Origin of the sequence: Streptomyces sp. NPDC058663 (genome assembly GCF_042716745.1) — a bacterium.
Taxonomy (GTDB): Bacteria; Actinomycetota; Actinomycetes; order Streptomycetales; family Streptomycetaceae; genus Streptomyces.
The window spans coordinates 110,977-133,170 of sequence record NZ_JBHXRV010000017.1 but is presented as its reverse complement, the minus strand read 5'-3'; the positions used below and the strand labels follow the sequence as shown (position 1 = coordinate 133,170).

23 protein-coding genes and 1 pseudogene are annotated in these 22,194 nt (G+C 71.2%); 16 read left to right on the top strand and 8 right to left on the bottom strand.

The window, feature by feature from the left end:
• Positions 1–6: 6 nt before the first annotated feature.
• Positions 7–958, bottom strand: a pseudogene (locus tag ACFWVV_RS15155) (replicative DNA helicase); the annotation flags it as partial.
• A gap of 510 nt (positions 959–1,468) precedes the next feature.
• Between ACFWVV_RS15155 and ACFWVV_RS15150 the strand changes: the two are divergent.
• Entirely contained in the window at positions 1,469–2,422 is a 954-nt protein-coding gene (locus tag ACFWVV_RS15150) for an aldo/keto reductase (protein ID WP_384357257.1), read from the top strand.
• A 70-nt stretch (positions 2,423–2,492) separates the two neighbouring features.
• Positions 2,493–3,731 carry a serine hydrolase domain-containing protein gene (locus ACFWVV_RS15145; protein ID WP_384357255.1) on the top strand — a complete coding sequence of 413 codons (1,239 nt, stop codon included), beginning with the start codon at positions 2,493–2,495 and terminating at the stop codon, positions 3,729–3,731.
• Positions 3,732–4,039: 308 nt separating this feature from the next.
• Here ACFWVV_RS15145 and ACFWVV_RS15140 read toward each other — a convergent pair whose 3' ends face one another.
• The gene (locus ACFWVV_RS15140; protein ID WP_384357253.1) at positions 4,040–4,744 is read right to left on the bottom strand and encodes a TetR family transcriptional regulator; all 705 of its coding nucleotides are present in this window, start codon (positions 4,742–4,744) and stop codon (positions 4,040–4,042) included.
• A 109-nt stretch (positions 4,745–4,853) separates the two neighbouring features.
• Between ACFWVV_RS15140 and ACFWVV_RS15135 the strand changes: the two genes are divergently transcribed.
• The 10 genes from ACFWVV_RS15135 (at position 4,854) to ACFWVV_RS15090 (ending at position 12,959) form a co-directional block, all read left to right on the top strand.
• Positions 4,854–5,972 (top strand): IS701 family transposase, encoded by a 1,119-nt coding sequence (locus ACFWVV_RS15135; RefSeq protein ID WP_384357251.1) that lies wholly within the window; start codon positions 4,854–4,856, stop codon positions 5,970–5,972.
• Between the two features lie 124 nt (positions 5,973–6,096).
• A complete protein-coding gene (locus tag ACFWVV_RS15130) occupies positions 6,097–6,540 on the top strand; it encodes a MarR family winged helix-turn-helix transcriptional regulator (protein WP_384357249.1) in 444 nt (147 codons plus the stop codon).
• A 216-nt stretch (positions 6,541–6,756) separates the two neighbouring features.
• Positions 6,757–8,226, top strand: coding sequence for an AMP-binding protein (locus ACFWVV_RS15125; protein ID WP_384357247.1), 1,470 nt, complete (start codon positions 6,757–6,759; stop codon positions 8,224–8,226).
• Complete coding sequence (locus ACFWVV_RS15120) at positions 8,223–8,483, top strand: acyl carrier protein (protein ID WP_384357245.1); 261 nt, start codon at positions 8,223–8,225, stop codon at positions 8,481–8,483. Before ACFWVV_RS15125 ends, ACFWVV_RS15120 begins: the two co-directional genes overlap by 4 nt.
• Before the next feature lie 79 nt (positions 8,484–8,562).
• The gene (locus ACFWVV_RS15115; protein ID WP_384357243.1) at positions 8,563–8,937 is read left to right on the top strand and encodes an ectoine synthase; all 375 of its coding nucleotides are present in this window, start codon (positions 8,563–8,565) and stop codon (positions 8,935–8,937) included.
• Between the two features lie 139 nt (positions 8,938–9,076).
• Entirely contained in the window at positions 9,077–10,207 is a 1,131-nt protein-coding gene (locus tag ACFWVV_RS15110; protein WP_384357241.1) for an acyl-CoA dehydrogenase family protein, read from the top strand.
• Positions 10,208–10,221: 14 nt separating this feature from the next.
• Complete coding sequence (locus tag ACFWVV_RS15105) at positions 10,222–10,959, top strand: transglutaminase family protein (protein WP_384357239.1); 738 nt, start codon at positions 10,222–10,224, stop codon at positions 10,957–10,959.
• A gap of 77 nt (positions 10,960–11,036) precedes the next feature.
• Positions 11,037–11,876 (top strand): maleate cis-trans isomerase, encoded by an 840-nt coding sequence (locus ACFWVV_RS15100; protein ID WP_384357237.1) that lies wholly within the window; start codon positions 11,037–11,039, stop codon positions 11,874–11,876.
• Positions 11,873–12,115, top strand: coding sequence for a DUF6253 family protein (locus ACFWVV_RS15095; protein WP_384357235.1), 243 nt, complete (start codon positions 11,873–11,875; stop codon positions 12,113–12,115). The genes ACFWVV_RS15100 and ACFWVV_RS15095 overlap by 4 nt, the downstream gene beginning before the upstream one ends.
• A gap of 55 nt (positions 12,116–12,170) precedes the next feature.
• A complete protein-coding gene (locus ACFWVV_RS15090; protein ID WP_384357233.1) occupies positions 12,171–12,959 on the top strand; it encodes a 4'-phosphopantetheinyl transferase family protein in 789 nt (262 codons plus the stop codon).
• Between the two features lie 132 nt (positions 12,960–13,091).
• Here the strand turns inward: ACFWVV_RS15090 and ACFWVV_RS15085 are convergent, their stop codons facing one another.
• Positions 13,092–14,033, bottom strand: coding sequence for a ScbA/BarX family gamma-butyrolactone biosynthesis protein (locus ACFWVV_RS15085; protein ID WP_384357231.1), 942 nt, complete (start codon positions 14,031–14,033; stop codon positions 13,092–13,094).
• A gap of 242 nt (positions 14,034–14,275) precedes the next feature.
• On the opposite strand from ACFWVV_RS15085, the gene ACFWVV_RS15080 reads away from it, so the two are divergent.
• From ACFWVV_RS15080 to ACFWVV_RS15070, 3 genes are all read left to right on the top strand, one after another.
• Positions 14,276–14,905 carry a ScbR family autoregulator-binding transcription factor gene (locus ACFWVV_RS15080; RefSeq protein WP_384357229.1) on the top strand — a complete coding sequence of 210 codons (630 nt, stop codon included), beginning with the start codon at positions 14,276–14,278 and terminating at the stop codon, positions 14,903–14,905.
• Between the two features lie 206 nt (positions 14,906–15,111).
• Positions 15,112–15,843 (top strand): HAD family phosphatase, encoded by a 732-nt coding sequence (locus ACFWVV_RS15075; protein ID WP_384357227.1) that lies wholly within the window; start codon positions 15,112–15,114, stop codon positions 15,841–15,843.
• Positions 15,840–16,610 carry an SDR family NAD(P)-dependent oxidoreductase gene (locus tag ACFWVV_RS15070; protein WP_384357225.1) on the top strand — a complete coding sequence of 257 codons (771 nt, stop codon included), beginning with the start codon at positions 15,840–15,842 and terminating at the stop codon, positions 16,608–16,610. Before ACFWVV_RS15075 ends, ACFWVV_RS15070 begins: the two co-directional genes overlap by 4 nt.
• A gap of 130 nt (positions 16,611–16,740) precedes the next feature.
• Here ACFWVV_RS15070 and ACFWVV_RS15065 read toward each other — a convergent pair whose 3' ends face one another.
• From ACFWVV_RS15065 to ACFWVV_RS15045, 5 genes are all read right to left on the bottom strand, one after another.
• On the bottom strand, positions 16,741–17,163 hold the full coding sequence (locus ACFWVV_RS15065; RefSeq protein ID WP_384357223.1) for a DMT family transporter: 423 nt from the start codon (positions 17,161–17,163) through the stop codon (positions 16,741–16,743).
• A gap of 166 nt (positions 17,164–17,329) precedes the next feature.
• Complete coding sequence (locus ACFWVV_RS15060; RefSeq protein WP_384357221.1) at positions 17,330–17,650, bottom strand: DMT family transporter; 321 nt, start codon at positions 17,648–17,650, stop codon at positions 17,330–17,332.
• A gap of 120 nt (positions 17,651–17,770) precedes the next feature.
• On the bottom strand, positions 17,771–18,250 hold the full coding sequence (locus ACFWVV_RS15055; protein WP_384357219.1) for a nucleoside deaminase: 480 nt from the start codon (positions 18,248–18,250) through the stop codon (positions 17,771–17,773).
• Between the two features lie 123 nt (positions 18,251–18,373).
• On the bottom strand, positions 18,374–19,468 hold the full coding sequence (locus ACFWVV_RS15050) for an NADH:flavin oxidoreductase (protein ID WP_384357217.1): 1,095 nt from the start codon (positions 19,466–19,468) through the stop codon (positions 18,374–18,376).
• Between the two features lies 1 nt (position 19,469).
• Positions 19,470–20,126 carry a DsbA family protein gene (locus ACFWVV_RS15045; RefSeq protein ID WP_384357215.1) on the bottom strand — a complete coding sequence of 219 codons (657 nt, stop codon included), beginning with the start codon at positions 20,124–20,126 and terminating at the stop codon, positions 19,470–19,472.
• 356 nt (positions 20,127–20,482) lie between these two features.
• On the opposite strand from ACFWVV_RS15045, the gene ACFWVV_RS15040 reads away from it, so the two are divergent.
• Entirely contained in the window at positions 20,483–22,192 is a 1,710-nt protein-coding gene (locus tag ACFWVV_RS15040) for a BTAD domain-containing putative transcriptional regulator (RefSeq protein WP_384357213.1), read from the top strand.
• Positions 22,193–22,194: the final 2 nt, after the last annotated feature.

Here is a 22,194-nt window from a genome sequence, read left to right as displayed (position 1 = left end):
TGGCTCTCAGGTCTTGGCCATGTCCACGAAGCGCGAGTAGTGCCCCTGGAACGCCACCGAGATTCGCGCCGTCGGGCCGTTGCGGTGCTTGCCCACGATGATGTCCGCCTCCCCCCGGCGGGTGTCCGGGTCGTACTGGTCGGGCCGGTGCAGCAGGATCACCACGTCCGCGTCCTGCTCCAGAGAGCCGGACTCGCGCAGGTCGGAGACCTGCGGAGTCTTGTCGGTGCGCTGCTCGGGCCCGCGGTCGAGCTGGGAGAGCGCGATCACCGGCACTTCCAGCTCTTTGGCCATGAGCTTGAGCTGGCGGGAGATGTCGGAGACCTCCTGCTGGCGGCTCTCGGGGCGGCGGCCGCCGTACTGGAGCAGCTGCAGGTAGTCGATGACGACCAGGTCCAGCTTCCCCTGCTGCTTGAGCCGGCGGGCCTTGGTGCGGATCGTCATCGCGGTCAGCTCGGGGGAGTCGTCCAGGTACAGGTTCGAGGCGTCGATCCTCGCCTTGGCGCGTGCCATGCGTGTCCAGGCGTCCTCGTCCAGGGCGCCGGAGCGGATGCAGTGCAGGCCGACGGGCCCCTCCGCAGACAGCAGCCGCATCTGCAGCTCCTGGCGGCTCATCTCCAGCAAGTACACGACCGTGTGGAGCCGGTCGCGGATGCTCGCTGCACGGGCGATGTCCAGGCCCAGGGTCGACTTGCCCATGGCCGGGCGTCCGGCAATCAGGATGGCCTGCCCGGGCTGGAACCCCCTCGGTGAGGCTGTCCAGGTCGATGAAGCCGGTGGGCACCCCGGTCAGCTCACCCGGTGCCCTGCGCCCCGCGGCCTCCACCGCGTCGAAGGCGGCGTCCATGCCGTCCGAGGCGTGCTGGGTGGAGTCCTCACCACGCTGGCGGGCCACCGCGTAGAGCCGGGACTGCGCCGCCTCCACCAGACCCTGCGCGCTGCCCGCACGGCGGTACCCGCCATGGTGTCGGCCAGCCTGTTTTCGACGTGGGGGCCGATGTCGTGCGGTTCGTCGCGGATGGCGAGTTCCGTCGCGGGGGAAGACTGGTTGCTGCCCGGCGAGGTCCTGGTCGGTGAAGTAGCGGTGGAGCTTGCCGCTCGTGTCGGCGGAGGCGACGATGCCCTGTTCGGTCGCACCGCTGAGGCGGTTGCGGGGCACCAACTTGGAGACCGGGTGAACGACTGGGGCTCTCGGGGAGGACAGTCCCGGTCGCCGGGGGTGGACCGCCGAATGTGAGTTTCCGGGCCGTGAGGTTGTCCTGGCTGTGCCGTCGGGGCCGGAAACCGTCCGTGGGTCCGGCCCCTGTGTCTGCCCTCCTCTTGCCCGCACGCCGGAGTGTTCCAGGTGTGGGGGACTTGGCGAAGTCGTCGGAGATCGGCAAGTAGGAGTGGGTTGCTGGGCTTTGGGGGGACGGGCTGGTGCCATGGAGTGGTTGCTTTCCTCTGTGGAGTAGGGAGTTCTCGCGGGATGCGGACCACAACGCTGGGCAGGGACGGGCCGGTTGTCGGCCGGCTGGGGCTGGGGGCGATGGGCCTTTCGTATCGCTACGCGCCGGCTCTGAGGGACAGGACCAAGGCTGTTTCGCTGGTCCAGGAGGCGGTGGATCTCGGGGTCAACCTTGTGGAGACGGCGGGTGCTTACGCAGCCGGGGACAACGAGCGGCTGATCGGTGAGGCGATCCAGGGGCGCCGGGACGAGGTGGTGCTGTGCACCGGTGGTGGGCTGCTGGGTGACTCGCAGGGTGTGCTGCGGCCCGCGGGAGGTCCGCAGGCGCTGAGGGATGCGGTCGACGACAGTCTGCGGCGGTTGCACGTGGACCACATCGATCTCTATCTGCTGCGGCAGGTCGATCCGGGCGTGCCGCTGGAGGAGAGCTGGGGTGCGCTGGCCGAGCAGGTCTGGGCGGGGAAGATCCGCATGCTGGGGCTGCCGGTGGTGACCGTGCAGCAGGCCCGGGCGGCCGAGGCGGTGCATGAGGCGGCGGCGATGGCCGCCGAGGTGTCGCTCTTCACGCGCTGTGGTCTCGACGACGTCGTGCCGTACGCGGTGGAGCGCCGGATCGCGCTGCTGGCCGGTGCCCCGCTCGGCCGCGGTCTGCTGACCGGTGCGTTCACCGGGGTCGACGACCTTCCTCTGGACGACTGGCGGCGCGGTCAGCCCCGTTTCGCTCCGCGGGCCATCCGCCACAACTACGCGCTCACGCAGGCCGTTGCGCAGGTGGCGGCCCGGCACGGGGCCACTCCCGCGCAGGTCGCCCTGGCGTGGCTGCTGCGGCTCGGTGAGCACGTGGTGGCGCTGCCCGGTACGAGGGCGGCGGAGCACCTCGCGGAAAACCTCGGTGGTGACCGGCTTCGGCTGACCGAGCAGGACCTGACCGATCTCGAGTTCCTCCCCTATCCGGCGGGTGCTCCTGAGGTGTGAGCCTCTCCCGGCTCACCTCGTGCACCGCTGTTCCTGGCTTCCCTCCTCTTTCTCTTCTGGAGTTCTTCCCATGACGACCTCTCTGGTACGGCAGGTTCTTCCGCAGCCGCGGGCGGTGGCGTCCGGCGTGCAGGGCACCACGGCCCCCGGGTTCGCTTCCGTGCGTCATTTCTTCGAACGGGCCTGCCGGGAGGCGGGTCCGCCGGGTGCTCAGGGCGCCGCTCTGTCGGTCGTACAGGAGGGTGAGCTGGTCGTCGACCTGTGGCAGGGCACCGCCGATCCGGTCATCGGGACACCGTGGTCGGGCGACACCCTGCAGCCGGTGCTGACGGGGTCCCACGGGATCCTGGCCACGTCCGTCCTGCTGCTCGCCGACATGGGTGCGCTGGCGCTGGACCGGCCTGTCGCCGAGTACTGGCCGGAGTTCGCGGTGCGGGGCAAGGGCGGGGTGACGCTGCGGGACGTGCTGACGTTCACTGCCCGGTTGCCGGGCATGGCGGCGGACCTCGACCAGCGGGACGTGGAGAACCCGCACATGATGGCCGCGCTGCTGGAACTGCACAGTCTGGAGGAGGATTCCCGGGCCGGGGGTGTGCTGCACGGGCCGTGGACCGCCGGGTGGATCGCCGCGGAGGTGGTGCGCCGGGTCGACGGCCGCGATCTGGATCTGTTCTTCCTGGAGGAGATCGCGGGTCCGCTGGGCCTCGACGTCCACTTCGGCCTGGTGCCCGATCAGCTGCCGCACGCCGCGCGGATTTCGTACGGCGATGACTTCCGCGCTCGTTTCCCGGTGCTGCGGGGCGGGGCGGACGACGGTGGGGCGGACCTGTTGGGGCGGGTGTGGAACAACCCGTCGCCGTTCCCCGCGGATGCCGGGGTGTGGAGCGAGAGCCGGCGGCGCTATGCGGTCGTCCCTTCGCTGGGGGTGTACGCGTCGGCCCGTGGTCTGGCCCGGCTTCAGGGGATCCTGGCGGCGGATGCCGTGCGGGCTCCGGGTGAGGAGCCGCTGTTGCTGTCGCGGCGGACGCTCGATCAGGCGCGGAGTTTCTGGGTCGAGGGACTGGATCCGCTGCTCGGCGGGGTCAGCGCGTACGGCGAGGGCGGTCTCCAGCTTCTCGACGAGGGGCTCCACCCGGCCGTCTGTTCCGGTGCTTTCGGCCATCAGGGCCCCGGCGGGGTGGCCTACCGGGCGTGGCCGCAGGCCAGGGCCGGGGCTGCCTTGGTCCGGAACCGGCTGACGGCGGGCCCGGGGGCTCGGGTCCTGGACGAGGTCGCGGGTGTGGTGGCGGGGGCGCTGCGGGCCGTTTGAGAGGCGGTGGCGGGGGCGGGCGCGGGAGTTCTGTGGGCCGGCCGGGAGGTGGCCGGGGTGGGCGCTAGCCGGCCGGGAGGTGGCCGGGGTGGGCGCGGGAGCGCTGTCGGCCGGCCGGGAAGTGGCTGGGGTGGGCGCGGGAGTACTGCTGGCCGGCCGGTTGAGGGGGGCCGGGGTGGCGGGAGTACCGCGGGCCGGCCGGTCGAGGGCTGGCCGGGGTGGCGGGGGTACCGCGGGCCGGTCGACCGAGAAGTGGCCGGTACGGGGGGAGCCCGTTTTTAGGGGGCTCCCCTGCTTGGCCGGTGCTGTCACATCTGGTGTGGCTCGGTCGGTCGGTCGGCGGCGAGGCCGTGGAGGACGACGTCCCAGAGTGAGTCCCATGCGGGGGTGGGGGGCGGGTCTTGAGGCGTGTCGGGGGCGGGGGCCGGGGACCGGGGCGTGGCGCGGCCGGTGTCGTGGGCCCTGTCCTGGGTGGTGTGGTGGGCATCCTCGTGGGGGGTGTGGTGGGCATCCTCCCGGGTGGTGTCGTGGGCGGACATGGCGCCCTCCGCGAGGTGGGTCAGCAGGGTTGTGGCGTCCTCTCGGGACACGCCCGGGCGCAGGCGGTGTGTGCTGTGGGCCCGGTCGAGCAGGTCGCGGAGTGCGGGCAGCCAGGTTTGGGCCAGGGGTGGTTCGCTGGGGTGGCGGTCGGTTTCCAGGCGGCGGGCGGCTCGTACGAAGGGGTCCTCCCGGGCCAGGTGTGCCAGTCGGCCGATCAGGGTGCGCAGTTCCCGCAGCGGGTCGGCGGTGGGCGCACGGTCCTGCAGGCAGTGCGTCAGGTGGGCGCGCCCGGTGGTGCGTACTTCGTGGGCCAGTGCGGTTTTGGTGCCGAAGTGGAAGGTCAGGGCGCCGATCGAGGTCGCTGCCCGCCACACCATCCGTTGCAGTGAGGCTCCTTGGTAGCCGCGTTCGGCGAACTCTTCGGCGGCCGCTTCCAATACGGCCTGGCGCGTTCTGGCCGCCCGTTCCTGCATGCGCCTTCTCCTTGGACCTCGGTAAGTAGTCGTTCTCTCGGGAAAATATAACGAACGTTCTCTATGTTTGTTAGTGTGCACAGCGACGCTCACCTGGGAGGGACCTGCAGTGACGACGACGCACGAGACGCCCGGCATGACGACGGGTCGGCCGCCGGGCGACCTGCCCGGGCGCCTGTTCGGCCATTTGCACCGCTCCGACCAGCAGCGTTGGGGGCAGGTGTATCTGCAGGGGCTGCTGCGGACGCAGGGGAAGAAGACCGTGCGGCGGATGGCGGCGGTCGTGACCGGCTCGGAGGCGGCCTCCGCGTCGCTCCATCAGTTCGTCAACGCCAGCCCGTGGGAGTGGGCCCCGGCGCGCGGGGAGCTGGCCCGCTGGGCGGCCCGGTCGCTGCCGGTACGGGCCTGGACGCTGGCGCCGGCGGTACTGCCCAAGCGCGGCAACTGCTCGGCGGGGGTGCACCGGCGCTTCCTGGCGGAGTCCGGGCGCACCGTCAACTGCCAGCTGGGTCTGGGATTGTTCCTGGACGTGGGGCAGGCGCACCTTCCGGTCGACTGGAGGCTCTTCCTGCCGCCCCGGTTCACCCGTGACGAGGCGGTGCGCGACCAGGCGAAGATCCCCGTGACGGCCCGGGCCCAGCCCCTGTGGGCGCACGCCCTGGACCTGGTCGAGGAGATGGCGGCACGGTCACAGGGGCATGCGGCGCCGGTGGTGGCCGATCTGACGGCCCTGTGCGACGTCGTGCCGCTGGCGCAGCGGCTGCAGGGCGGCGGGCACTCCTTCGTCCTCGCTCTCCCGGGCCAGAGCACCCTGGCGGATCCGGGGCTGCCGCCAGGTGAGCGGGAGTCGGTGCGCGCCCTGCTGGTGCGCCGGGGGGTGCGGCATCCGGCGGGGGCGGGCCGGCAGGTCGTCTCGTACGACATTCCGGTGCGCGGGGTGCGTGCGGACGGCGGGACGTGCCGGGGGGCCGGGCGGCTGGTGGCCGAGTGGGATGCGGGCATCGGGCGTCCGGGGCGGATCTGGCTGACGAACATCACCGGCCGTCACCCGGCGGAGCTGCTGGAGCTGGCCGGCTCGCCCCGGGGGGCGCAGGCCGCGGTGAGCCGCATGGGCGAGGAGTTCGGTCTGCTGGATTTCGAGGGCCGTTCGTTCCCGGGCTGGCACCGGCACATGACGCTGGTCTCGGCCGCGTACGCCTGCGGGACCCTGGGGGGCGCGGGACGCTGACCTATTTGTTTGTGTCGACAAGTACATAGCGGAAGAGGCTTCTCCTCGAGGGCACCAATACTCCCCAAATAATTGCATGGGCATGTATCTTGTTGTCATCGCAGTCGAGAAGGGGAGCCGTTCCATGACGATCCACCAACAGCCGCGCGCCGCCTCCGATCAGGCCATGTGGGAGGCCGTCCTGGGCCTGCACGCCTTCGTGGAGCGCCAGCTCGCGCACGCCCTGCAGCGCCGTTACGGCATCGGCCTGTCCGAGTACCGGGCCCTGGAGGCCCTCACCGGCGCCGAGAAGGGCGAGCGCCGCATGCAGGAGCTCGCGGACCACATCGGTCTGGGCCAGAGCTCGGTGACTCGCCTGGTGGGGCGGCTGGACAGTGCCGGTTACGCCCACAAGGACAGCTGCGCCGACGACCGGCGCGGGGTGTTCGCCGTCATCACCGAAGAGGGGCGCAAGCGTTACCAGGATGCCCGTGCCACGTACGCCGACGTCCTCAGCTCGGCCCTCAACACGGCGGGTGCCGATGAGCAGTTCGCCCGGGCTGTGCAGGCGCTGCGCAGCGCTGCCTGACGCGATCACGGCAGACGGCGGGAGGCGTCCGGGGTGACCCGGCCTCCCGCCGTCTTTTGCATGTCCGGGCTTCTTCCGGGGCGGGCGGGGTGGTGACCTGGATCACTCCCTCCTCGAATTTATATGCTTGACCATGCAAACAAGAGCCCGTAAGTTCTCTCTCGTAGCCAAGACGCCAAATCCACCGAGGGGGGACCGTTGCCTTCGCCTCGCCTGTTGCAGGCAATCAGCCGGCACGTGCAGGAACAGCCCGACGCCACCGCGCTCGTCATCGCCGGCCGGCAGGTCACCTACGCGGACCTGGAGCGGCTGACCCGCCGGGCCGCCGCCGACCTCGACGGGGCCGAATTCGACGCCGTACGTGCCCTGTGCGTCCCGGCCCACAAGACGCCGGAGACCATCGCGCTGCTGCTGGCGGCATGGCGGCAGCAGATCAACACCCTGGTCCCGTCGCCCGGTCTGGGCGACGCCGCCCTGGCGACGCTCACCGCTCAGGCGCACGGCCCGCTGCTCGCCGCGGCCCCGTCCGGCGGCGGCGTGATCCTCTCGCGCCAGGACGCCGACCCCGCACGGGCACAGGGCTTCAGCGCCCCCGACCCCGCGCAGTCACTGCTGACTCTCACCACCTCCGGGTCCACGGGCGTACCCAAGCTCGTCCCCATCGGCGACCGGGCCTTCGACCGCTTCGGCGCCTGGGCCACGGAGAAGTTCGGGCTCGACGCGGACACCCGGTCGCTGAGCTTCTCGCCGCTCAACTTCGACCTGGCGCTGCTGGACGTCTGGGCGGTGCTGCAGGCCGGCGGCACCGTCGTCCTGGCCGACGCCGGGGCCAGCGGCAACGCCGGCTACCTGCGGGAGCTCACCCGGGGCAACGAGGTGACCTTCGTCCAGGGAGTGCCCCTGCTGCACCGGCTGCTGGCCGCGGAAGGCGCCCGCTACCCGGCGGTCCGCACCGTCGTGTTCACCGGCGAGGCCGTGTCCGAGCAGGGACTCAAGGACACCTTCGCCGCCTGCCCCGGCGCCCGCTTCCACAACGTCTTCGGCTGTACGGAGACCAACGACAGCTTCCTCTACGACATCGACCCCGGCGCGTACACGCACCCGCTGCCCCTCGGCTCGCCGATCGAGGGCACCGACGCCGTGCTCCTGACCGAGGGTCCACAGGGCCCCGAGGTCCTCCAGGGCCCCGGCACGGGCGAGCTCCTGGTGCGCACCCCCTTCCAGACCCACGGCTATCTCGAACAGGCGCGCAACGCGCACGCCTTCCTGAGCGACCCGCGCGGCGGCAGCGCCCTGTTCTACCGCACCGGCGACCTCGTCCACCGCGACGCCGGCAACCACTACTTCCTCCAGGGCCGCACCGACTTCCAGGTCAAGGTGCGCGGCGTGCGCACCAACACCCTGGAGGTCGAGACCGTCCTGCAGGCCCACCCGGACGTCGTCGAGGCCGCCGTCGTCGCACTGCCCTGCCCCGAGGCCGGCACCCGGCTGCACGCCGAAGTGGTGCGCCGGGACAACGCCCCCCTGAGCTCGCTGGGCCTGCGGGCGTACGCGGCCAAGCACCTGCCGCGCCACGCCGTGCCCAGCTCGGTCGGACTCACCGGCATCGAACTGCCGAAGACCCCGACCGGCAAGCCGGACCGCAAGTCGATTCTGAACAGCCAACTGAACGGAGCCTCTTCATGAGCACCGCAACCCACGACCCGATCCGCGACTACATCGTCCAGGACTTCCTGTCCGGCGAGGACACCGAGGACCTGACCGACGACTTCGACCTCATCGAGAGCACCGTCGTCAACAGCCTGGGCCTGGTCCGCCTCATCTCCTGGATATCCGAGACGTACAGCATCCCCGTCGACGACATCCCGCTGGAGCCGGCCGCCTACCGCACGCTCGCCGACATCCGCGGCTTCGTCGCCAAGGCCGCTCCCGCCGCGGTCTGAGCACTCCCTTCCTTCTTGAGCCGCCGCGCCCGCGGCAACCGGCACATGTCCCGTACACAGCGATGACAGGAGTACCGCCATGATCGTTCGTTCCCTTTCCGACGTCCCCGCCGTCGAGTGGGGCAGCGGCACCAGCCACCGCCTGCTCACCGAGGCCGACGGCATGGGCTTCACCGTCTGCGAGACGCTGGTCCGCCGCGGCACCTCCAGCGCGCTGCAGTACCTCGGCCACCTGGAGGCCTGTTACTGCATCGGCGGCTCGGGCGAGGTCGTCACCGTCGACGGCGACCACCACAAGATCATGACCGGGACCATCTACGCCCTGGACAAGAACGACGCGCACCACCTCATCGCCTCCGACGACGAGGACCTCCTGCTCGTCTCCGTCTTCAGCCCGGCGCTGCGCGGCGACGAGAAGCACTCGCTCTCCGAGGACGGCTTCTCCCGCTACTGACCACACCGCCGGGTGTGCCGGCCGCGTCCGCGCGGCCCCGCACCCGGCGCCGCGCGCCAGCGCCCCGCAACCCCGTGCCCCGCACCCGGCACGCCCAGCGCCCCGCCCGGTGCCCAGCGAAAGGCAAGGCAGAACACGCATGGCAGCTGAAAAGGCCGAAGACACCTACGGCGTCACCGCTCCCTACGGCGACGAGCTGAACGACGACGTCGCCCGCTGGGACCGCGCCGCCCAGTTCCCGCACGACAAGTGGAAGCCGTTGCAGCGCTCCGGGCTCTTCACCCTTCCCTTCGCCCCCGAGTACGGCGGGGCGGGACGCACGCTCACCGAGACCATGCGTGCGCTGGAGGGCCTCGGGTACACCAGCAGGGACGCGGGCCTGAACTTCTCGGCGTCCACGCAGATCGTCAGCGTCGGGATACCGCTGCAGGCGTTCGGCTCCGAGGAGCTGCGCGGGCGCTACCTGCCGCAGGTCACCTCCGGGCAGGCCATCACCGCGCACGCGATCACCGAGCCGGGCCACGGCTCGGACGTGATGAACATCCGGACCACGGCCGTCCGCGAGGGCGACGAGTACGTGCTCAACGGCGGCAAGATGTTCATCACCAACGCCCCGGTCGCCGACCTGTTCCTGCTCTACGTGCGCACCGGCAAGCCGGGCGCCTTCGGGCTGAGCACCTTCCTCGCCGAGCGCCGTACCCCGGGCCTGGAGGTCGGTGAGCCGCTGGAGACCATGGGGCTGCGCACCTCCCCCATCAGCGAGGTCACCCTGAAGGACGTCAGGCTGCCCGTCGGCAACCGGCTCGGCAGCGAGGGCGCCGGCTTCCTGATCATGGACCACGTGATGAAGCGGGAGGTCCTGTTCTCCTTCGCCGTCAACCTCGGCGAGATGACCCACCGCCTCAAGCGCGTCGTCGAACATGCCACCACCCGCCAGCAGTTCGGCAGCGCCATCGGCAAGAACCAGGCGGTCTCCCACAAGATCGCGGACATGAAGATCGCCGTGGAGACGGCCCGCAAGTGGCTGTACGACACCGGCCGCAAGGTCGAGCAGGGCAAGGACGCCTCGACGGACGTGGCCATCACCAAGATCGTGGTCAGCGAGGCCAACCAGCGCACCGCGCAGGACGCGATCCAGATCTTCGGCGCCCGCGGCTATCTGACGGACACGGGCATCGAGCGCGAGCTGCGCAACGCCGCGGCCGGCTCCATCTACTCCGGCACCAACGAAATCCAGCGCAACTGCATCGCCGCCCTGATGGGCCTGTGACGAGAGGCATCCGCATGACCGTGACCGACACCTTCACCGCCACCTCCCAGCCGGCCGCGCCCGAGGAGCCGGCCGCCGTCGAGCGGGCCCGCCTCACGGCGGCCACCGGCTTCCTCGACTACGAGCACGAAAGCGTCCAGGCGTTCGTCGACAAGGCCCTGGCCGGAATCGACCGCGACGCCGCCGGCCCGGCCGGTCTCGCCGTCGCCCTCTACTACGCGGTGCGCGACCGCATCCACTACGAGGTCTACGGCGCCGACCTGTCCGAGCAGGGCCTCAAGGCGTCCAGCGTCATCGCCGCCGGCATGGGCTTCTGCCTGCACAAGTCCGTGCTGTACGCCGCCTGTTGCCGTGCCGTCGGCATCCCCGCCCGGCTGCACTACAGCGACGTCCGCAACCACCTCGCTTCCGACCGGCTGCGCACCTACATCGGCGGTGACGTCTTCTTCCACGGCCTGGCCACCGTGTACCTCGACGGCCGCTGGATCAAGGTGACCCCTGTCTTCAACAAGCTCCTGTGCCGGCTCTACGGCATGGCACCGCTGGAGTTCGACGGCCGCTCCGACAGCCTCTACCACCCCTTCGACGCACAGGGCCGCCAGAGCATGGAGTTCCTCACCGACCACGGCGACTTCGACGACGTCCCCTACGAGTTCGTGATGGCCACCATGCGCCGCAAGCACCCCAAGTTCCTCAACGAGGGCGGCACCGGCACCGTCCAGGGCGGTTCGCTCGCCGACGAAGCGGCCTGACCTCCGCGCCCGGCCCCGGCCCCCGCCCGCACACCGCAGCAGCAGCGAAAGCAGAAGCAGAAGAGGAGAAGCACCCCATGACGCAGTTCCAGGCCCGTGAGGACGGCTGGGCCGCGGCCGCCCGCGTCGGCGTCGTCGTACCGCACGCGGACGTCGGGCCCGAGTCCGAGCTTCAGGCGATGGCACCCGACGACGTCTCGATCCACGGCTCACGCGTCCACTTCGGGGCGATGCGCCCCGGCGGGGAAATGGATCCGAAGATCCCGCACGACCCGGTGCGTGCCTTCATCGACCCGCCCTTCATCGACGACGCCGTCGAGCTGCTGGCCGCCGCTCCGCTCGACTCCATCGCCCTGGGGTTCACCAGCTCCGCCTACGTCCTGGGCGCCGACGGTGAGCAGAAGCTGTTCGAGCGGCTCGCGGAGCGGACCCGCGGCATCCCCCTCACCGGCACCACCCACGCCGCGGCGGCCGGCTTCACCGCCCTGGGCGCGGAGCGGATCGCACTCGTCAACCCGCCGTGGTTCGACGACGAGCTCTCCGCCCTGGGCGCCTCCTACTTCGGTGAACGCGGCTTCGACGTCGTCCACCACGCCCCCTGCGGCCTGCCCAGCAACCAGAAACTGATCACGCCGGAGGCGCTGGTGCAGTGGATCGAGTCCACCGTCGCCCCGCAGCGCCCGCAGGCGGTGCTGGTCGCCGGCAACGGCATCCGCGCCGTGGGCACCATCGCCGGCCTCGAGGAGCGCCTCGGCTTCCCCGTGCTCACCGCGAACCAGGTGCTGTTCTGGCACGCGCTGCACCTCGCGGGCGGCAGCGGGGCCGCCGCCCGGATCACCCAGTACGGTGCCCTGTTCGGCGCCCTCCCCCAGGGCGCGGACGCGGCCCGCGGTGCGGCGGTGGGTGCGGCCCGATGAGCATGCTGCCCGGGCACGGCTACGAAGCGGCCGTGCAGGAAACCTGCGACACACCCGAGTACCGCATGCCGCTCGTGTGCTGGCACGACAACGGCAGCGGCGTGCACGGCCTGGTGCTCTACCGCGGAGCGCTGCGCCCCGCGGAGCAGGTGCCGGGCTTCCGGCGCTACCTCGCCGTGGAAGACCTCGAGCAGTACGCCACGACCGGCCCGTGGGCGATGCTCGCAGCAACCGCCTGACCCGACCCGGGGCGGGGACCGGCCGGATCCCCGCCGCACCAGGAGCCGTATCGACATGACACACGACCTCAAGTGGTTGGACGCGCCCCCGGGGGAGGTCCTCGACCCGGTCGGCATCTGGATCGTCCGGGCCCCACCCGCGTCCCCTCCGGCGGCCGACGGCCACACGCCCGACTGGCTGGACGAGAAGGAAAGGAGCAGGCTGGCCGCGATACCGCAGCCGGCCGGCAAGAGCGCCTACCTCTTCGCCCACTGGGCGCTGCGGAGCGTCCTGGGCTCCTCGCTCGGCTGCCCGGCCACCAGCGTCGGCTTCGAGCGCCGGCCGTGTCCCGGCTGCGGCGGGGCGCACGGCAGGCCCGCCCTGCGCGACGTGGGACCGGGCGCGCCCGCCCCGGAGTTCTCGATGTCGCACAGCGGGGACCACGTCGCCATCGCGGTCGCCGAGGCCACCATCGGCATCGACATCGAGTCCTGGCCGACCCCCCAGGCCGTCGCCGGCTACTTGCCCTTCCTCCACCCCAGGGAGCAGCAGTGGCTCAAGGACCGTCCCGAGGGTGAACTCGTCCGGGACTTCGCCCGCCTGTGGACCCGCAAGGAAGCGATGGCCAAGGCGACCGGAGCGGGGATGGCCGCCGTCATGAACCGCATGGACCTGACCGGGCAGCCGCTCGGGTGGCGGGTGAGGCAGCTGCTCGCACCCCCGGGCTACGAAGCCAGTTTCGCGGTCCCGGCCTCGGTGCACGTCGAGGTCACCCTGCACGACGAACTGCCCGAGCCCATGCCGGCGCCCGAACCGCGCCGGGTGCCGGAGGCGGGCCGGGTGCGGGAGCCGGTGCGGGTCTGAGCCGGAAACGGTCTGAGCCGGTAGCGGTCGAAGCCGGTGCGGGTCACGAGAGCGGCGGGCGGCCCGTATCCCCGGGGAAGAGGGGGATACGGGCCGCCCGCCGTGCCGCGTACGGGTGACGCGTGGGGGGTGTCAGAGGCCGAGTGCCGGTTCCACGGTCACCTCGCAGGTGAAGGCCCGTACGCCGTGCTGCTCGACCGTCACCTCCACGCGGCGGCCGCCCGTGCCGTCGCAGACCGGCTCGCCGGCCAGGACGAGGGCGGGGGCATCGAACTCGACGTACCGGGCGAAGTGCGTCTTCATCCCGGTGACGGCCAGAGCGCCGTCGCCGACGGCGTGCGCCGCCTGCCGCGCGGCCTCCAGCAGGAGCATGCCGGGCACGTGGTCGACCTTGTGGTCGAACAGCACCGGATGCGACGGGTCCACCCGCAGTTCCCACCGCCCGTTGCCGCCGCCGGGAGCGGGCGAGAGCACCACGTCGGCCGCCGAGTGCCGGTCGACCCGGTGCGCCTCCACGGGCGGGCCGGGGGGCAGGCAGCGTGAGAGTGCGGCGCCGGCGTCCGCGTAACTTCCGCGCAGCCGCCGGTATATGGCCGCGGGCTGGTTGTTGAAGCGGGTGTGCGCGGTGCCTATCAGGCGCTCCCCCAGGTGGACGGCGATGTCCATGGTCATGCCGGCGAACCTGGTGCCGCGGCGGACCACGTCCGATCCGGCCACCACGAGGCGCACCTCCTCGTCGGCGGTGGTCACCAGCGACGCCAGCGGCTCGACCGTGAAACGGAAGTGTTCCCACGCCTGCATGAATTCCCGCGGCACGCCGTGCACGGCGTGGGAGAGCAGCGGCACCGCCTGGCGCACGCTCTCGGCGAGCAGCATCGGGTCGTACGTGCCCTGCGACGGCCGGTAGAAGTCGTGCCCCCGCGGCCAGCGGGCGGTGAGCACGTAATGGCCGGGCGACACCTCGGCCCACGTCCTGAGCAGGACTTCCTCCCCCCGGAGTTTGTGCACCTGCCACTGGTGCACCCGCCACTGATGGACCGGCTGCGCCTCAAGGCTCAGAACCGAAACAGACAACTCCGCCCCCATGATCGGTAGTTAAAGCGGTCGACTACGCAGAGGTGGGAAAAGCGCACTCCGCGTACCCGGCCGGAAAAAATAATGTTCTTTTTGTTTTCTCAAGTCAAGGGGGACTGCCTCTTGATTGTTTGCTAGGGAATCTGGCGATATCGGCAAATCAAAGAGCATAAAACGGACTTGCTTGCACCCTGGTGCTCTCAGATAACGTAAGGAGCGTTCTTTTTGAGAAGGTGAGAGATATGGCGCAACTGAAACAGGAGCGGGCGGAGCAGACCCGCCGCGCGCTCCTGCACGCGGCCGCAGAGGTCTTCGACGAGTTCGGCTACGCGGGGGCCAGCATCGCCCGCATCCTCAAGCGCGCCGGCGTGACGGCGGGGGCGCTCTATTTCCACTTCGACTCGAAAGAAGGCCTGGCCAAGGCGGTGATGAACAGTCAGCCCGAGACCATCGTGCCGCTGCTTGCCGCCGGCGGTCTGCAGCGGCTCATCGACCTCACCCTGGTGTGGTCGTGGCAGCTGCAGCGCGACCCGTTGCTCCGCGCCGGCGTACGGCTGACGAACGAACAGGCCTCCATCGGCTCCCTGGACATCAGCCCGTACGAGAGCTTCCGCGGGATCATGGCCGGTTACCTGGAAGAGGCACGTGACCACGGCGAGCTGCAGCCGGGCGTGGATCCGTTCGTGGTCGCGGAGTTCGTCGTCGCCGCCTGTACCGGGATGCAGATGTACTCCCACGTCGTCAGCGGCCGCGAGGATCTCCCCGAGCGCACCCAGCAGATGTGGAACCTGCTCCTGCCGGGCATCGCGGTACCGTCCGTGATCACCCGCGCCGAGGCGACCCCCGCCCGCGGGGCCGCGATGATGCCCTGACCGCCCGGCGACCCCAGCCGTTCCACCCGCCCCGGCGGGCCTGCTCACCCGGGCAGGGCCCGCCCTGTCCCTCCCGGCCCGACGGCCCGCCCGCACCCCGGCGGGCCGTCCGGTCCGCCCGCACGGTCCTGCCCGCACCAGCGGGCCGGGCCGTTCCGGCTGTCCTGCCCGTTCTGCCTGATTCCGGACGATCCTTACGGAGCCGCATGCACTCCCTGCGCCTGGCCGCCCTGAACATCGACGGTGTCCTGCTCAACGACACCTTCAGCCCGGTCATCCACCACTTCGTCGTCAGCAGAGGCGGCACCTACTCCGCCGAGCTGGAACGCTCCATCTTCTCCCAGCCCCAGCACATCGCCGGGCGGCTCCTCGCGGCCGCCGTGGGCGGCGGCATGACGGGCGAAGAAGCGCTCGCCGCCTACTTCGCCGAACGCGCCGCCCACCTCGAACGCCGGCCGGTCGCCCTCACCCCGGGCGCCCGCGATCTGCTCCTGCGGCTGCGAGCCGCGGGCCTGCGCACGGTCTGCTACGGCGGCCTGGGCAAGGACCACTTCGACCGCCACCTGGGCCACTGGGCCGACCTGTTCGACGGGCCCGGCTACGTCTGCACGAACGACATCCGCCCCGGCCTCCGCGAGATCACCCAGGACGTTTTCTCCCTCCGCCCCGATCAGGCCCTGTTCGTCGACGACGTCGCCCGGGTCGCCGACGCGGCCCGCACGCTCGGCTGCGCCTTCGTCGGCCACCCTTCCCCCTTCGTCCACAGCCACCAGCGCACCCTCATGCGAGAGGCCGGCGTGCGCCACCTGATCGACGGCCTCGACGCCCTCGACGAGGGTCTGCTGCACCGCATCGACCAGCAGATGGCCACGGGCACCTTCTGGGACTCCGCCCCCACAGCTGCCGCTGCCGCGGCCGGACAGGAAAGAAACGCATGACACCGGGCACAGGACTGCTGAACGGCAAGGTCGCACTGATCACGGGCGCCTCCAGCGGGATCGGCGCCGCGGCCGCACGCCACTTCGCCGCCGAAGGGGCCGCCGTCGTACTCGTGGCCCGCAGGGCCGGCCTGGTCGAGGAGGTCGCAGCAGACATCAGGAAGGACGGCGGGGAGGCCGTCGCCGTTCCCGGCGACGTCACCCGCCCCTGCGACATGGAACACGCCGTCTCCACCGCCGTCGACCACTTCGGCAAGCTCGACTGCGCCTTCAACAACGCCGGTTACGCCACCACGGGAACCCTGCTCCACGAGCTCTCCGACGACCTCTTCGAGCGCACCATGGACGTCAACCTGCGCGGCGTATGGAACTGCCTGCGCGCCCAGATACCCGCCATGCTGCCCGCCGGCACCGGTTCGGTCGTCAACACCTCCAGCGTCGCGGGCCAGCGCGCCACCGCCGCATCCGCCCCCTACATCGCCGCCAAGCACGCCGTCCTGGGCCTCACCCGGGCGGCAGCGGCCGAGTACGGCGCCCACGGCATCCGCGTCAACGCCCTCGTCGTCGGCAGCACCGACACCCCGATGATGGACGGCGTCCTCACCGCCCACCCCGGCCTGAACCCCCGCTTCGCCACCAAAGCCATCCAGCAGCGCTTCGCGGAGCCCACCGAGATCGCCCGCGCCGCCGCCTGGCTCTGCTCCGACCACGCCTCCTTCACCACCGGCGCCGCCCTCGCCGTCGACGGCGGCAGGACCGCCGTCTGAGGCGCCCGTACGCACGACAGCCGCCCGCCACCCCCGTCGACCGACGGCACAGGGTGGCAGGCGGCTCGCGCACACCGGAGCGGGTACAGCGGGCCCGGGCACCAAGGCCCGGGCACAGCGGCCGTACACCTCAGACCTGGAGCGCCCCGGGCCTGTCCGCGAGCCGCTCCGGCGCGGCGGGCTCCGCGATTGCCTCGGACGGCTTCGTACGGTCGGCCAGCTTCAGCCAGATCACCCCGGCGATGATCACCGCCAGCCAGAGGCCCTTGGCCACGGTCAGGGTCTCGTCGAAGAACAGCGGGCCGAACACCGCCGCGCCGACGGCGCCGATGCCCGCCCAGACCGCGTACCCGATGCTCACATCGATCGTGCGCAGGGCGAGGCTCAGTGCGTAGAGCGTCAGGAGGAAGAACACCACGGCGACCAGGGACCAGGTCAGAACGGTGAATCCCTCGCTGCCGCCGACGGCGAGCGCGTAACCGATCTCGAAAACTCCCGCCAGAAGGAGCATGAGCCAGGCATTGCTGGAACTCCGGGCTGCTGCATTGGACATGGGAGGTAAGTCCTCTCGCTCAAAGATGATCATCAGACGATGGCGGAACGCACGGCACAGGAGGCCGCGGGCAACTCACGCGGGGGGGCGCCGCCCCGGGCCGCAGAAGGCTGCGGAGGGGGTTCCGGGTGCGGGCCGGGGTGGAGTGGGGTGGGGCGGGCCGGGGTCAGGCGGAGCCGCTCAGCTGGAGACCGACCACGCCTCCGATGACCAGGGCGATGCCGATCACCTTGTTGAGGTTCAGACGCTGCCCGAAGAACAGCGCGCCCAGGACGGTGATGCCGACACCGGCCACCGACGTCCACAGCGCATAGCCGACGCCGACGTCGAAGGTCAGCAGTGCCTTGCTGAGGAAGAACGTCGCGGCAGCCCCGCTGAGCAGGGTGATGGCAGTCCACTTACGGTTCTTGAAACCCTCGGCCTTGCCGGCGGCGATGGCCACCGTGGTCTCGAAGGCAACAGCGATCGCGAGGTAGAGCCAGTGCATGGGAGGTCCTTCCGTGCAGTGAATGAAGTGAGTTGAAGATCAGTCAGGGGCCACGGGAGCGGGGAGCGTCAGGTCCCGTGGCGTTCGCCCCGTGCCGTGGGGGCGGGGCGCAGGGGGCCGCTAGTGGCGGGCCCCGGTCCGGGTGAGGAAGTCCTTGAACGGCTGCTCCGCCTCCGGCAGTTGCAACGCGGTGACCTCCATGGGCCAGCCGGCCGGGTCCTCGGCCAGGAGCGTGTACGAACCCGTGTAGTCGAAGCCGTAGCGGGCGGCGGTCCGGCGGTCCGCGGCATGCACCACACGCCCGATGCCCGCGTACCGCGCCGCCAGGTAGCACAGGGCGCACGGTTCACCGGAGGCGATCAGCGTCGCCCCCGCCACCGCGCCCAGTCCGTACCGGGCAGTGGCCTCGCGCAGGGCGACCACCTCCGCGTGCGCCGTCGGATCGCTGTCCTCCCGCACCCGGTTGAACCCCGTGCCCAGCACTCGCCCACCGTTCACGACCAGCCCGCAGAAGGGGATTCCCCCCTGCGCGACGTGTTCGCTGCTGAGCCGGACCGATTCCCGGGCGGACTCCAGCAATCCGCTCTCCTGCACACCCATCAACAGCCGCCTCCCAGAACACCACAACCATAAATTGGCTGCACATACAAGCAATTGCGTAGACGAGGCCGCCGTCGGCAACCCGGCCCGCAGGGCTAATCTTGTATGTGCATGTAATAACTGTCAAGCGTGGGCGCGCGCACGGGCGTTGTCCAGCGTCGCCAGCGGCTCCAGCACCTCCGGGTCGAACGCCGTCAGCTGTCCACCCCGGGCGACCCTGTGGGGAAGGTCGGGATTGGCCAGCGCGCCCGTCCCGATCGCCAGGAGGTCCGCCTGCCCCTCCTCCAGGACGCGCCGCGCCACCGCATCGCGGTGCAGGCCGCCGTTGCCGATCACCGGGAGCCCCGTCACCGCCCGGGCGAGGGCGCCGAGCGCCGGCCCGTCCCCCGACCAGTCCCGCCCGCTCCCGGCCAGATGCAGATAGTCCGCGCCCGCCGCCGCGGCCCCCGCGAACAGCGCGCTCGCCGCGGCCTCCCCTCCCGGCCACCGCCACGAAGGGTTGTTGATCTTCCCCTGGGAGAGGCGGACACCGACCGCGAACCCGGGCCCTGCGGCCCCCTTCGCCCCGGCGATCACCTCCCGCACCAGCCGGAAGCGGCTTTCGGCGCTGCCGCCGTACCCGTCGGAGCGCACATTGGTGTACGGGGTGAGGAACTGATCCAGCAGATATCCGTTCGCCGCGTGCACCTCCACCCCGTCGAAGCCCGCGTCCCTGGCCCGGACGGCGGCCGCGGAGAATCCGTCCACCGCCTCGGCGATCTGCACGCAGGTCATCTCCTGCGGCACCGGCCAGCGCCCGCCGCCGCGGTACTTCGACAGCTGCTCACCCAGCGGCCGCACCGGGGAGGGGCCCACCGTACGGTCCCTGAACCGGTTTCCCTGCGCCAGCGCACCCGCGTGCATCAGCTGCAGGACGATGCGCGCGCCTGCGGCATGCGTCCGCTCCACCACCGGCCGCCAGGCAGCGGCCTGCGCGCCGTCGGCGATGCCGGGCTGGTGCAGATACCCCTGGCTGAAGGCGGTGTCGGTGTACGTCCCCTCGGTGATCAGGAGGCCGAAACCGCCCTCGGCGAAGGCCGCGTAGTAGTCGGCCATCTCCCGCGTCACGCCGCCGTCGCTCGCGGCCGACACGCGTGTCATCGGGGCGAGGGCGAATCTGTTGCGCAGATCGAGGCCCGCGAAGTGGCAGGCGGTGAGGGCGGGATGGGTGTCCCCCATGTCAGCAGCCCCCGTCGACGGAGCAGGAAGCGCCGAAGGCCGCGTCCCCGGCCTGGTGGGCCTGGGCGTCCAGGACCGCCTTGCGCAGCTGGGCCGCACGCGGCACACCCTCGATGCGGGTCTCCCCGACGAGGATCGTGGGCACCGACCGCACCTGGTGGGCCGCCGCCTCCCGCAGCGCGTCCTCGTGCCGGGCCCGGTGGGTGCCGTCCTCCAGCGCGGTGCGGAATGCGGCTTCGTCGAGGCCGATCCCTGCGGCCAGTGCGCTCAGGACACCGATCTCCCCCAGGTCCTGGTCCTCCTGGAAGAACGCCCGGAACATCCGCCGGGTGTAGGCGGTGCCCAGTCCGCGCTCGGCGGCGAACTGGTAGCCCTCGAAGGCGAGGGCCGTGTAGGGCTGCGGGGACACGGTCGGCAGCGTGATGTCCACGCCCATGCGCCGGGCCATCGGGTAGACCGCGCTCTCCCAGATGCGCGGCAGGTAGTCGTCCTCCGGCCGCAGCGTCGGATGGGGGCTCGGACGCAGCTCGAACGGCATCCACTCCACTTCCACCCCGGCGCCGAACTCGGCGACCACCTCCTCCAGGGGCCCCTCCGCCAACATGCAGAACGGACACACGAAGTCCGACCAGACCCTGATCCGCACCGGCTCAGCCATACCCACACCCACCAGACAATTGATTTCGCAAGCAACAACACCCCGGCCTTTCGGACCGGGAGTACACACAACACCGAGAAGATTGCACGCACATGCACATACATGTCAAGGGAGGTCACCCCGTCGGACCTCGTTGCCGCCGCCGGTCGGTGCACGGCATTGCCGGGGCGTGGCCTGAAGTTGCAGGGCCCTGCCGCCGCAACCTCCTGACAGGTCGGAAGCTGCCACGCCGACTGATTCGGTCCGAGACTGGAACGGCCGGAAAGCAGCCAAACGGGGGTGCCATGGAATTCCGCATTCTGGGCCCGGTAGAGGCCCACAGGGACGGGGAGAACATTCCCCTGTCAGGAACGAAGGTGAAGACCGTCCTAGCCGCGCTGCTCCTTGCCCGGGGCCGGATGGTCTCCGATGCCAGGCTGAGCCACCTGTTGTGGGGGTGGAGCCCGCCGGCGACGATGAGCGCGCAGATCTACACGTACATCTCGCGGCTGCGGATGCAGCTCGGTGACGGTGTGCGCATCGTGCGGCAGCTGCCCGGCTACGCGATGGACACCGGGAACGCCCGGGTGGACTTCCTGGAGTTCGAGCGGCTGACCCGGCTCGGCGCAAAGGCGCAGGAGGCGGGCGAGCTGGAACGGGCGGACACGCATCTGCGGGACGCGCTGGAGCTGTGGCGGGGCTCGGCCCTGTCGAACGTGGCGGAGTTCCTGGCCGACACCGAGCTGCCCCGGCTGGAGGAGGCGAGGGCCGCCGCGACGGAGAACCGGATCGATGTGGACCTGGCGCTCGGCCGGCACCGTCAGGTGGTGCCCGAACTGACCGCGCTGGTCGGGGAGTTCCCGGTGCGCGAGCGGATGCGGGCGCAGCTGATGAAGGCCCTGTACCGGTGCGGCCGGCAGGCCGACGCGCTCACCGCGTACCACGACGGGCGCCAGGTGCTGGCCGAGGAGCTCGGGGTGGACCCGGGGGTCGAGCTGACGGCGGCCTATCAGGCGGTGCTGTCCTGCGAACCGATTCCGGACACGCTGACCCGGCCGGTGTCCGCCCTGGTGCCGCCGGCGATGCTTCCGCCGGACATTCCGGACTTCACCGGGCGCGTCGGCGAACTCGACCAGCTGCGGCGGCTGTTGCCACCGATGGAGGGCCGTTCCTGGCACGCGCGGCGGTTTCTGCTGACGGGCATGGCGGGGAGCGGGAAGACGGCGCTCGCGGTGCGGGCGGCCAACGACTGCCTGGACGCCTTCCCGGACGGCCAGCTGTACGCGAACCTGAGCTATCCGGACGGTTCGCCGCAGGATCCGCGGACCGTGCTGGTCGCTCTGTTGCGTGCGCTCGGTGAGCCGGTGGGCGCGGCCGAGCCGGACCTGGACGAGCTGATCCGGCTGTACCGGACCCGGACGGCCAGGCGGCGGCTGCTGATCCTGCTGGACAACGCGGTCAATGAGCTGCAGCTGGCCCCGCTGCTGCCGGGCGCTCCGGAGCCGGCGGTGCTGATCACCAGCCGGACCGCGCTGGGCCCCGTGGGCGGTCTGCACACGCTCGTGCTGGATTCGCTGGACGCCGAGGAGGGCCTGCGGATGCTGTCGGCCTCGGTGGGCCCGGCGCGGGTCGCGGCCGAACATCAGGCGGCGCAGGAAATTGTGCGGCACTGTGCGGGGCTGCCGTTGGCGTTGCGGATCGTGTCGACGCGGCTGGCGGGCCGGCCCGGTGCCACGCTGGGTCGTCTCGCGGGCCGGCTGGCGGATCCACGGATGCGGTTGCGGGAGCTCCAGGCGCGCGGGCTTTCGGTCCCGCGCAGCCTGGAGGTGTCGCTCAGCCGGCTCGGCCCGGAGCACCGGGAGCTGCTGATGCGCCTGTCCCGGTCGGGGCAGGAGGTGTTCTCCGCACGGTCGGCGGCCCGGGAGTTCGGGTGGCGGCCGGACACGGTGGAGAAGGGTCTGGAGTCGCTGGTGGACGACGGGTTGCTGACCGTCTCCGACGGGCCGGGCGTGCCGGCGTACCGGCTGCACGCGCTGCTGCGGCTGTTCGCCGGTACGAGCTGTGCTGCCGAGGAGTCGGTGGCCTGAGG